Here is an 11,470-nt window from a genome sequence, read left to right as displayed (position 1 = left end):
TCTTTGCCCACGGCCTGAGACTGGCTCTGGCCATGGATGGAGGAAAGGGCAGCGCAGTTATGGCCAATATCATAAAGGACCTGTTCGCGAGGCGAAGGGATATCGACCTCGCCCTCCTGATCCTCGATGACCACGGCCCTGGCGCGAAGGCGGCCAGGATCGCCTCCCAGCAGCTAGGGCTGCGCGTGTCCATCAAAGCTCTGCCTGTATCGCTCCTGAATGATAGGGTGGCGAGCGATCCAGCCCCAGATCCAATCAGCTTTGCTCAAAAGATGAGGATGATGACCGGACTCGCGAGGGAGATGGGAGCGAACGCTATTGCCACCGGCCATGACCTGGACGATATGGCCACGGAGGTATTCATAAGCTATCTGGAGGGGAATATCTGTGGGCTGCAATATGGACGGCAGGAGACGAGGCCGGAGGGATATGAGCAGGGAATGATCCCCACCATCCAGCCATTGCGGCGAATACCCGGCAAGGAGGTCCGGCTCTATGCCCTCCAGCATGGTCTGTGCTTTGCCGAGATGAGATTAGAGGACGAGCTGCATAAAGAGGCAAGGCAAGAGCTCTGCCGCTTTGACTCCCGCCATCCGGGAACGAAGTATTCCCTGTTGCGCAGCCTGGAGAAGCTGGATAAAGAGAGATCGGATCGATCTGGATCCCAGAGGAGCAAAGCCTTTAAGTGATGATGAAAAACAACCGAGAGGTGTGCCTCGGTAGCTCAGCTGGTCCAGAGCGATTGACTTGTAATCAATAGGTCGCGTGTTCGAATCACGCTCGGGGCTTTTCTTTGAAATTTTTGGAGTGGAGCAAATAAGGATTTAATCCTAAAATAATTAAGAAGACAAGGAAAAACAATCGATCCTGATTTCCCCTTCCGATCAGAGGGGCCCTATCCTTCCCCTGGATAAAATAGATAGGCTTGGCCCAAATTTTGCGAGCCGCCTTTCAATCCAGGGATATCGATATTGGGCAGAAATATCCACTTATGCCTTCTTCGTCCTTCTCACATCCAGTCTGGTCTTGCACCTGGGACAGGCCTTAGGTCGGCTCACCCGCGTCTCCCATGCGTAATGGCATTTAGGGCATTTCATTTGTTTCATATTAATACAGTTGTAATATGAGTATTAATAACTTTCGATAGTATATGATTATCCCTATTATGGCCGCAAGCGCAAAGCCTATAATTGAATAGAGAGGGAAAAGATAGAATTTCATGCACGAGATTTTGGAGATCCTTTACGAAAACGCCAAGGCAACACCTTCCGAGATCGCAGCGCTGCTGGGCAAATCCGAGGAGGAGGTGGCCCGGGAGATCAAAGAGATGGAGGATGCAGGCATAATAAGGAAATACATCACTCTGATCAACTGGGAGAAGCTCGACCAGAGCGTCGTCTTCGCCGTCCTGGAGCTGAAGGTAGCTCTGCAGAGAAAGACGGGCTACGATGCAGTGGCAGAGAGGATCGCCAGGTTCTCGGAGGTGGAGTCAGTGCGGCTGATCTCCGGAGGCCACGACCTGTCCGTTACCGTGCGGGGCAAATCCATGAAGGATATCGCCTATTTTGTGGCGGAGAAGATCGCCCCCCTGGATGGTGTCCAGTCCACCTGCACCCATTTCATACTCAAGAGCTATAAGGAGCATGGGGCTATCCTCACTGAGCAGCCCAAGCCCGAGAGACTGGTGATAACTCCATGAAGCAGCAGACAAAAAAGCAGCGCCTCAAGAATGTCCTCCCCTGGAATGCAAAAGATCACATCAATCAGTCGGTAAGGGATATGCCTCCCTCCGGGATACGCAAGTTCTTCGACCTGGTAAGCGAGATGAAAGGTGCGATCTCCCTGGGAGTGGGCGAGCCAGACTTCGTCACGCCCTGGCATGTGCGCGAGGCCTGCATCTACTCACTGGAACTGGGAAACACCCATTACACCTCCAATAAAGGCATGCCCGAGTTGAGGGAGGCCATCTGTCAGGAGGTCAGCAGGGATATGGGGATCGACTTCGACTGCAATGAGGAGATCCTCATCACCACTGGAGTGAGCGAGGCGGTGGACCTGGCCTTCCGGGCGACTCTGAACCCCGGCGAGGAAGCGGTGGTTCCCGAGCCCTGTTATGTGGCTTATACTCCGGACATCATCCTGGCCGGTGGAGTGCCAAAGACGGTCCCCACCCGGCTGGAGAATGAGTTTCGAGTCCAGGCGGAGGATGTCGCCAGAAGAGTGACCGAGAAGACCCGCAGCCTTCTCTTGAGCTATCCCAACAACCCCACCGGAGCTATAATGACCCGCTCGGACCTGGAGGACCTGGCTGATGTGGTGGTGGAAAACGACCTGATAGTGATATCCGATGAGGTCTATGCAGAATTAACCTATTCCAAAAGCCATATCAGCTTCGCCCAGCTGGAGGGTATGAAGGAGAGGACCCTCATCTTGAATGGCCTCTCCAAGTCGCATGCCATGACTGGCTGGCGGATAGGCTATGCGATGGGAGACCCGGCGCTGGTCGGTGCGATGACCAAGATCCATCAATACACCATGCTCTGTGCCCCCACCATGGCTCAGGTGGCAGCCCTCGAAGCCATGCAATCGGGCAAGGACGAGATGCTGCACATGAGGCATGAGTATGACCTGCGCAGGCGCCTTTTCGTCTCAGGATTAAACCGCATTGGCCTGGACTGCTTCGAGCCCAAGGGGGCATTTTATGCCTTCCCCTCAGTCCAGAGGTTTGGCCTCTCCTCAGAGGAGTTTGCGGAAAGGCTATTATACGAGCAGAAGGTGGCGGTAGTCCCGGGCAATGTCTTCGGCGAGAGCGGAGAGGGATTTTTGCGCTGCAGCTATGCCACCAGCAGAGAGGAGCTGATAGAGGCGCTGGACCGGATGGAGATATTCATCAAGAGCCTGTGAGAGCAAAGAGGAAAAGAGGAAGAAAAAGACATGCTCAAAGCCACCCTTCGATCGGAGAAGACCGACCGCCTGGCAGGAGGCCTGGCAGCAATAGGACTCAGTCCCAATGCCTGGACCCTAATCTCCCTGGTGCCGGCACTGGCAGGCCTGGTGGCCCTGGTCATGCACCAGCTCGCCCTGGGCCTGGCCATGTTCGCCCTATCTGCCTTCATCGATATCGTGGACGGGACGGTTGCCCGGGTCACCAATCAGGTCAGCGACAAAGGGGCCTATATCGATGGGGTGGTTGACAGGTATGTGGAGCTGATGCTCTACCTGGGACTGCTCATTTATATTGGACGAGGGGAGTTTTTTGGCCTTCCCAATGAGGTCTGGATAGTGCTCCTGATATTTGGCGGGCTCATGACCAGCTTTGTCCGGGCCTATGCCGACCACCGGGGGATTGTGAAAGACCCGGGGGAGCTGAAGAGGATGGGAGGTCTCCTCGAGAGGCTGGAGAGGCTCATGCTGCTCTATTTCGGGATGTTTCTGGGCCTGTTTGACATCCAGTGGCTGATGGCGGTCATAGCTTTGACCGCATTACTGGCCAATGCCACTGCCCTGCAGAGGATCCGGTTTGCCCTGAGAGCAAAATCCTAGCCTCAAAGCCAATGTCTTGAAGACTATCCAATGCGGACTGCTACTGCTCCAGCTCTTCCTGATAATCATCCTTTCCGCCATCCGCGCCGGGCAGATCCAGCTGGTCTTGGCTTTCCTCACCAGCTCGATTCTGGGAAATCTCTTCATGGTGCTGGTCTTTGCCTCCATGGCTCTGGGCAGCCCGATGACCGTGGATCAATCCGCGGGAGCTGATCGCCTCACTGCCGACCCCATTATCTAATATCAGAAGGCTTTAACTTTCCTCGCTCTGTTCTGTCAAAATCGCTATCAAAACTCACAATGATTAAATTATATTTTTCCGCCAGAGCATATTGATAAGCATCATCATAATCGAGTTTGAATCTTCTTGATGCCAGAACAACTCTTTGCATATCTTCTGGGCCGATCCGCATTAGCCGAATACCTCCCACCAAGAGCATATCGTCCACCGCTTTTAGGAAGATATCATGCATGATGCGACGTATCAAAATAACACCAATTGAATCTATTGTGAACTCCGATACGGAGAGCATCTCGGGAGGTGTTTCCAAAAGAAGCCGTTCTACCTCATCCGCTTTCTTTTGGTTAAGTAGCAGTTCCAGTAGAATATTGGTATCCAGCAGGTACATCAATCCCCTCTCCACTCCAGAATCTTGTGCTGGAGATCTACTGATGTGTACTCATCTTTCATATCCTGCAAAGCGCCCCTCCACTCCAGCTTCATCCGACCTTTCCGCTTTGGGCCTCGTTTCTCCATCAGGAACCTTGCGAAATCGACAACCTCTTGATGTAAATCAGGAGGCAGCTCTTTGATTATTTCTTCCAGCTCAGACATAGAGATGACATCCTTTGCTTGAGTATGACATTCACCTCTTTTGAGATTAATATGACGATCATGAAAGAGTCTTTTTGCCCCATCAAAAAAAGAGAATGAAATCCACCAGCCCATTAAGTGGATCTCTTCTACCTTCCTCAAAGCATTGCTTACTTTCTCGCAGCCATCTCCAGCACCTTGACTGCCTGCGCTCCCGCCTCCATGATCTCCAGGTTCTTGGGTATGAGCTTGGGCTTCTTGGCAAAGGTAACGCGGAAGGCGTTCCCATAGGCATCTTTCGGCAGACCCAGTTTTCCGGCCTGCATCAAGGCCCCCAGCATGGCCGTGTTGGCGGCCATACTGGCCCCCTTGTCCGCAGCGATCTCAGTTGCAGGCACGGATATGGCTTTTACTCCTTCCGGAGCCTGAAACTGGCCGGCCAGAGAGTCGTATAAGATCACCCCCCCTTTCTTGACCGTAGGGGCGAACTTTTCCAGAGATGGGCGGTTGAAAGCCACCAGCACATCGGGATGGTCCACCGCCGGCGAGCCGATGGGCACTCCTGAGATGATCACCGAGCAGTTGGATGTCCCGCCCCTCTGCTCGGGCCCGTAATCCGGATACCAGGAGACGAACCGACCGCATCCGAAGGCCGCCTGGGCCAGGGCCAGCCCCATGCTGAGCACCCCCTGCCCGCCGAACCCAGCGATCTTCACCCCTTTGGGCACGAACTCCGGATCGTGCTCGAACTGAACGCATACATTATCCTCGCAGCCGAAGATCCTGTCCAGGGACTGCAGGGTGTAGTCGCTGTTCGGCCTGACGATGGGCTCTGCTTCAGCTGACCTGTCACGGAACCTCTTCAAAGGAAACTCCTTTTCCATCTGCTCGTTGATGAACCGGGCGCATCCCCGGGCATCCATCCTCAGAATGGTGGGACAGGGGCTGAGGAGCTCCACAAAGGCATAGCCTTTTTTATCGCGCTGAACCTCCAGCGCCCGTCTCACCGCCCTCCTGGCCTTGCGAATGTGCTCGATATCCGAGAGGCTCGCCCTCTCGATGAATACCGGGGCGCTGAGGGTATCCAGTATCTCGCAGATATGAATGGGATAGCCCTGCTCCTGGGGGTCGCGCCCCTGGGGGGTGGTGGATGTGATCTCGCCGATCAGTGTGGTGGGAGCCATCTGGCCGCCGGTCATGCCGTAGACGGTGTTATTGACGAAGAAGACCGCCAGCTTCTCCCCCCGGTTGGCCGCCTGGATGGTCTCGTTCAGGCCGATGGAGGCCAGATCTCCGTCCCCCTGATAGGAGATGACTATGGCATCATCCTCTGCCCGGGAGATGCCTGTGGCTATGGCTGGAGCCCTGCCGTGAGCGGCCTGCACGTGTCCCGAATCCAGATAATAGTAAGCGAATACAGCACACCCCACGGGACTGATCACAACGCACCGGTCCTGAATTCCCAGGTCGGCCATGGCCTCGCCGATCAGCTTATGCAGTATGCCATGCCCGCAGCCCGGACAGTAATGAGTGGCGGTAGGAGCAGACCCACCCTTGCGCGGGAAGACGTCGTACATTCCCGGATGCCCGCCAAACAGCTTCTCTTTTGCCGCCATTTATGCCACCTCCCTGATTTTATCCATGATCTCGTCGATGTTGATCAGATTTCCTCCGTAACGGCAGACAAGCTCCACCGGCCGGCAGCCGCTGGCAAGGCGAATATCATCTCGCATCTGGCCGTTGCTCATCTCCACCGATATGAACTTGCAGCCCCTATCGGCAAGCTTGGCGATCTGCTCCGTGGGGAATGGATAGAGGGTTATGGGCCGGAAGAGCCCCGCCCGGATTCCCTCCTTTCTGGCACTGTCCACCGCCGATCGGGCGATCCGGCTGCTGATGCCGTAGGAGACTAAGACCACATCCGCATCCTCCAGCCGGTATCCATCCCACAAAACCTCGTTCTCCTCCACCTGGCGGTACTTCTCCTGCAAGATCAGGTTATGCTTCTCCAGGTCGCCGAAGTCCAAAGAGATGGATGTAACCAGATTTCCTCTGGTCTCCGCCCTGCCTGCCACCGCCCAGGTGGTATCAATGGTATGCTCTATTGCCTCCTGGGGAAACTGGAGGGGCTCGACCATATGCCCCAGAACTCCGTCCGCCAGGATGATCACCGGATTTCTGTACTTGAAGGCCAGGTCGAAGCCCTTGCGAGTGAAGTCGCACATCTCCTGCACGCTGGCTGGAGCGAGGACAATGTTGTGGTAGCAGCCGTGGCCTCCTCCCTTACAGGCCTGATTGTAGTCGGACTGCTCTGGACCGATGTTGCCCAAGCCCGGCCCCGCCCGGCAGATGTCCACGATAACGCAGGGCAGCTGCGCTCCAGCGATGTATGTTATTCCCTCCTGCTTCAGGCTCATTCCCGGACCGGAGCTGGCGGCCAGCACCCGGTGGCCGGCAGTCGCAGCCCCATAGACCATATTGATCGCTGCTTCCTCCGATTCCGCCTGGACGAACTTGCGGCCTACCAGAGGGAAGAATTTGGAGGCCTCCTGCAGTATCTCGCTGGCCGGAGTTATGGGATAGCCGAAGAAGCAGTCGCATCCTGCATAGAGCGCTCCCACGATCACTGCACTGTTCCCCGCCATTAATCCAGATGCCATTTTCAGCTCTCCTCCACAGACTTCTCTTTCTGAGGCACATGGACCTCAATTGCCAGCGGCTCGGGGCATGTGTAGTAGCAGGCTGCGCAGCCTATGCATCCGTCTCCTGAGTATAACACATAGTTGTAGCCGCGGACGTTCAGCTCACTGCCCATCTTCAGCACCCCTACCGGACAGGCCTCAACACACCTCTCGCATGCTTTGCATTCCAGGGAATTGATCACCGGATAGGGCTTGTCCTTATCCCGGATCTCCACCCTACGGATCTTGCCGCTGATGGTCTTGGGAAGCTCATCCACGAACTCAACTATTCGGGGGTATTTGTAGGGCGCTGTCACCTTTTTAACGTGGTCTTGCAGCTCTCGTTTCAGCTCCTCGGAGGGGCTGAATCCCCGGGTGAGAACCACCGTAGCCTTGACCACCTGACCGCGGATGGGGTCGGGCACTCCGGTGATTGCCACCTCCAGGACGGCGGGATGGGACATGAGAGCCGACTCGACCTCAAAGGGCCCCACCCGGTAGCCGGAGCTCTTAATCATATCGTCCGTCCGGCCGATGAACCAGAAGTATCCATCCTCGTCTCGCCAGGCGGTATCTCCGGTATGATAATAGTCATCGTGCCAGGTGTTCTGGGTCTTGTCCGGGTCCATATGGTAGTCGGTGAAAAGGCCCACCGGCTTTCCTTTATCCGTCCTGATCACAATCTCCCCTTCCTCGCCCACCTCGCAGATCTTGTCGTTCTTTCCCACCAGGAGGATATCGTATCCTGCTGCTGGCTTTCCCATGGATCCTGGTTTGGCCTCCATCCAGGGATAGTTGGAGATGCAGACCACGGTCTCCGTCTGGCCGTATCCCTCCATCAGCCGCAGGCCGGTGGTCTCAAGGAAGCTCTCATATACCGAAGGGTTGAGGGGCTCGCCTGCTGTGACTGCATACTTGAGGCGGGAGAAGTCGTAGCGAGACATATCGCTCTTGATCATGAACCTGAAGATGGTGGGCGGGGCGCAGAAGGTGGTCACGCCGTATTTGCCCATCTCATCCATCATCCTTCCAGCATCGAAGCGGTCGTAATCATAGACGAAGACGGCCGATCCTGCTATCCATTGGCCGAATATCTTGCCCCAGGCGCATTTGGCCCAGCCGGTATCGGCAACTGTGTAATGCAATCCGTCATCCTCTACATTCTGCCAGAACTTGGCGGTGAGGATATGGCCCAGTGGATAGGTCTGATCGTGCTTGACCAGCTTCGGATAGCCGGTGGTGCCGGAGGTGAAGTATGCCAGAAGTATGTCATCGTTTTTAGTCGCCTGATCTCCTTTAGGCCGAACGAAAGTTTCACTTGCCCGTTCCAGCTCCAGATCGAAGTTGATCCAGCCCTCTCGATTCAGATCCCGGCTTCCAACCAGGGCTTTGACCAGGGGGACCTCTCCCGCCTCTCTGTGGGCGGCATCGAACTCTGCAGGAACGCCGTTCTCACCGATGCAGACGATCAGCTTCAGATCTGCTTTTTTGATGCGATAAAGGAAGTCTTTGGCTTTCAGCATATGGGTGGAAGGGATGGAGATTGCGCCGAGCTTGTTCAAGCCCACCATACACACCCAGAACTCCCAGCGGCTCTTGAGGGTGAGCATCGCCGTATCGCCCTTCTTTATTCCAAAGCCCTGAAAGAGGTTGGCTGCTTTGTCGCTTAATTTCTTCAGCTCTTTGAAGCTGATGGTCTTCGCCTCGCCATGATCGTTACACCAGACGAGTGCACATTTATCAGGACATTCAGCGGCATAAACGTCGACGACGTCATAAGCGAAATTGAAGTTCTCTGGGACGAGGATCTTCAGGTTCTCTCTGAAGTCATCGTATGATTTGAAATCCAATCGCGAGACATACCTAGGCAATAAAGATGTCATTTTTAATCCTCTGTAACGGGTTTACATGACCACGGCCAAAAGCTTCACCGGCTTATCACTTAAAGCTTCCATGACATGGTCATATGTTGAATCAAAGAATATCGAGTCCCCTTCATTGAGAATGACCTCGTTCTCATTGATGGTGATCTTTAGTGTGCCCTCAAGAACATACTCGAACTCCTGGCCTGGGTGGCTGTATAGCGAGTGGACCGGATGTGATTGGCTCTCTTTCTTGGGATCTATGGTGACGATAAAAGGCTCAGCCTTCTTATTGGCGAACTTTCTGGCCAGGCTCTGATAATGATACTGCTTTCTGCGCTCCACCTCCACACCCTCGCCCTTACGGGTTATGGCGAAGATGCTCATCTTGGACTCCTCGCCGGTTAGGAGCAGGCCTGTATCCACGTTCAGCCGTCGCGCAATGCCTATGAGAATGCTGGCCGGGATGTCCAGCATACCGTCCTCATAGCAGTTGTACGTGTCAACTGCCACATTCAGGTGCTCTGCCATCTCTTCGGGCGATACTCGGTTCAGCTCTCTCAGCTCACGAAGTCGCGTTCCTATCTCCTCAAGCGTTTCTTTCATGCACATTCCTCGGCGCATCCCAACTTCATGGTCCAGAGCAGTAGATCCAGGCCACAGGTAATGCAGGGTTGAGACTGCCATACATTTATATTTGAATCTATCTCAGGAAATGGGCTCAATTCGGGCCGATCCATATCGGATGATGAATAAGGATGATATGGTGCCTTAATTATCAATTATGCTCAATTGTGCCTGAAATACATAATAATCACTTAATCATTCACCCTAAAATTGATGACTGAGGGAAGCTTGGAGATAAAACGGAAACCTGACTGACCAGGCGATTCTTTGCCAGAGAAAAGGTGTTTTGCCCCGCAAAAACGAATACTATGAGCCATTATGGCCATTATGGGCGATTTTTAATTATTATAGCTGTCGTGAGCGATTGCCAGAGGCTCCTGGCAGCTGCAGATGGCCATATATTCTACCTGTTATGGGCCCAGTATACATATCCTTTCAAGAGGTCCAGTCGTCTTCATCAAGCCAGCTCTCTGATCTTCTCTTTGAACTGACCGTTGCTGCGACCCTCTGCTTGCCGGCATATGCCATAGCGGCAGTTCGAACGCGACTGCTCCCGCGCATGAGTTGATAGGCTATCTCCGGATCGATGTCGTATTTGTCCCGGTAGGCTTGGCGGGAGAGGTGCTCGCCAAAGCCGGAGATGTAGAGGGGCTCGCCTACTATCGGAGTTATCTTCCCCGCAGGCAGGATCCATTCAAAGCCCTCAGGGAGGGTGCATTCCAGCCAATCATCGCCATCGTCTAAAGCTCCATCGGAGATCTCGTTTACCACTCCGCAGTTTTTGCAGATGATCTTTTTCATATTACTCACCTTCAATGAGAGTATTCGGTTAATAACAGTATATATAATTTACCTAAGAAAATACTTATTGGAATGAGCCGCTCTATCCAGTGCAATGGCGAACATAAATTATTTATACTCATCAGTAATCAAGTAGAATGATATATCAATCGAGAGACTTCGTAAATTAATGGAATATTCAATCGCAAGAGTTATAAACTTTAGAAAATATCTGATTAAGTATGAAGGACTTTATGGGATCGAGAACCACCTATTACAGTCTGGCTAAAGATAGATTGAAGGGAAAGCATCCCAGAATATACAATCTTATTTTGATACTCACACTGATGTCACTGACTGGCACAGCCGCTTTTCTGATTTCGGATATCTTCTCTTTTGGCATCGATTACGATAATATGAGCATTCAGGGCGGCAAGGGCATCATATTCCCAGCTCTTTGGGGCGACAAAAAAGCAAGCGGTGGCGCTACGGATGATGGAGGACAGGAGAATGCTTTGAGTGCTCTTGATGCCAATGCATCCCCAGATAAGGCGATGAGCAGCCAATCGACCTCGAATTCAACAGGCAAAGATGAAAATGGAAATGCGAGCAGGGAGCTTGATTCGTCCCAAACCAGCTCCGCAACTGGGCAGGCGACAGGCTCCATCGCTTCTGCAAAGAAGACCAGCTCATCAACCAGCAGCAAGAAAAGCCATAGCTCATCAGGCTCTTCAAGCTCATCCCGTTCAAAGTCCTCGTCGGAGAAGGAAGAGAAAGCAGCCGTCCCGGATAATGAGAGCGCAAATGCTACTGCCAAAAATCAGACATCCATAAGTCAATTGCCAGAAAAAAGCTCTGATGAGGGAGCGATAAAGGCGGACGAGGACGAAAAGGCCGGAAAGCAGGCAAATGAAGAGACGCCGGCAGAGATTGAAACATCTGCGGAGGCTAAAGCAACGGCCAAAGCGGAGACACCGGCCAAGCCAGAGACGACAGAGACCGGGACAACGGTCAAAGCAGACACACCAAACGATATCGATGCCCGGGTTATGGCCGCTGGGGAGGCAAGCTCGACACCTGCAAAGGCAAATGAGATGCAGGAGAGCCAATCTGAGAAGAGAGATGAACTGGCAAAGGAACGGGCAGAGCATAATGAAAAAGTG

General features: G+C 53.6%; 13 protein-coding genes and 1 tRNA gene. 7 read left to right on the top strand and 7 right to left on the bottom strand.

Features of this window, described 5'->3' with window-relative positions; all coding sequences use genetic code 11:
* The 6 genes from BP727_RS01385 to BP727_RS01360 form a co-directional block, all read left to right on the top strand.
* On the top strand, nucleotides 1–689 hold a 689-nt coding region (locus tag BP727_RS01385; RefSeq protein ID WP_286857025.1), incomplete at its 5' end, for a hypothetical protein.
* A 24-nt stretch (nucleotides 690–713) separates the two neighbouring features.
* Nucleotides 714–788: transfer RNA gene (locus tag BP727_RS01380), tRNA-Thr, on the top strand.
* A gap of 431 nt (nucleotides 789–1,219) precedes the next feature.
* Complete coding sequence (locus BP727_RS01375; protein ID WP_013718629.1) at nucleotides 1,220–1,699, top strand: Lrp/AsnC family transcriptional regulator; 480 nt, start codon at nucleotides 1,220–1,222, stop codon at nucleotides 1,697–1,699.
* Nucleotides 1,696–2,904 carry an aminotransferase class I/II-fold pyridoxal phosphate-dependent enzyme gene (locus BP727_RS01370; protein WP_013718630.1) on the top strand — a complete coding sequence of 403 codons (1,209 nt, stop codon included), beginning with the start codon at nucleotides 1,696–1,698 and terminating at the stop codon, nucleotides 2,902–2,904. Before BP727_RS01375 ends, BP727_RS01370 begins: the two co-directional genes overlap by 4 nt.
* 30 nt (nucleotides 2,905–2,934) lie before the next feature.
* Nucleotides 2,935–3,543 carry a CDP-alcohol phosphatidyltransferase family protein gene (locus BP727_RS01365; protein ID WP_013718631.1) on the top strand — a complete coding sequence of 203 codons (609 nt, stop codon included), beginning with the start codon at nucleotides 2,935–2,937 and terminating at the stop codon, nucleotides 3,541–3,543.
* Between the two features lie 16 nt (nucleotides 3,544–3,559).
* Nucleotides 3,560–3,784: a hypothetical protein gene (locus tag BP727_RS01360; RefSeq protein WP_048131781.1), complete on the top strand. Its 225-nt coding sequence runs from the start codon at nucleotides 3,560–3,562 to the stop codon at nucleotides 3,782–3,784.
* Here the strand turns inward: BP727_RS01360 and BP727_RS01355 are convergent.
* From BP727_RS01355 to BP727_RS01325, 7 genes are all read right to left on the bottom strand, one after another.
* Entirely contained in the window at nucleotides 3,777–4,172 is a 396-nt protein-coding gene (locus BP727_RS01355; RefSeq protein WP_273279092.1) for a PIN domain-containing protein, read from the bottom strand. The two genes, BP727_RS01360 and BP727_RS01355, sit on opposite strands and share 8 nt — an antisense overlap.
* Nucleotides 4,172–4,378, bottom strand: coding sequence for a DUF2281 domain-containing protein (locus tag BP727_RS01350; RefSeq protein WP_276837643.1), 207 nt, complete (start codon nucleotides 4,376–4,378; stop codon nucleotides 4,172–4,174). Before BP727_RS01350 ends, BP727_RS01355 begins: the two co-directional genes overlap by 1 nt.
* 149 nt (nucleotides 4,379–4,527) lie before the next feature.
* Nucleotides 4,528–5,973, bottom strand: a complete 1,446-nt coding sequence (locus BP727_RS01345; protein ID WP_286857018.1) for a 2-oxoacid:acceptor oxidoreductase family protein — start codon at nucleotides 5,971–5,973, stop codon at nucleotides 4,528–4,530.
* The gene (locus BP727_RS01340; RefSeq protein WP_013718635.1) at nucleotides 5,974–7,017 is read right to left on the bottom strand and encodes a 3-methyl-2-oxobutanoate dehydrogenase subunit VorB; all 1,044 of its coding nucleotides are present in this window, start codon (nucleotides 7,015–7,017) and stop codon (nucleotides 5,974–5,976) included. It lies immediately after the preceding gene.
* Between the two features lie 2 nt (nucleotides 7,018–7,019).
* The gene (locus BP727_RS01335) at nucleotides 7,020–8,921 is read right to left on the bottom strand and encodes an AMP-binding protein (protein WP_342766262.1); all 1,902 of its coding nucleotides are present in this window, start codon (nucleotides 8,919–8,921) and stop codon (nucleotides 7,020–7,022) included.
* 21 nt (nucleotides 8,922–8,942) lie between these two features.
* Entirely contained in the window at nucleotides 8,943–9,506 is a 564-nt protein-coding gene (locus tag BP727_RS01330) for a helix-turn-helix domain-containing protein (RefSeq protein ID WP_048132863.1), read from the bottom strand.
* A gap of 456 nt (nucleotides 9,507–9,962) precedes the next feature.
* Entirely contained in the window at nucleotides 9,963–10,328 is a 366-nt protein-coding gene (locus BP727_RS01325; RefSeq protein WP_276620557.1) for a hypothetical protein, read from the bottom strand.
* Nucleotides 10,329–10,549: 221 nt separating this feature from the next.
* Here BP727_RS01325 and BP727_RS01320 point away from each other — a divergent pair.
* The coding region (locus BP727_RS01320; RefSeq protein WP_286857011.1) for a hypothetical protein at nucleotides 10,550–11,470 on the top strand (921 nt) is incomplete at its 3' end.

Source organism: Methanosaeta sp. UBA356 (assembly GCF_002496465.1).
GTDB lineage: Archaea > Halobacteriota > Methanosarcinia > Methanotrichales > Methanotrichaceae > Methanothrix > Methanothrix soehngenii.
The sequence above is the reverse complement of the archived record's forward strand: the minus strand, read 5'-3'. Positions and strand labels throughout refer to the sequence as shown.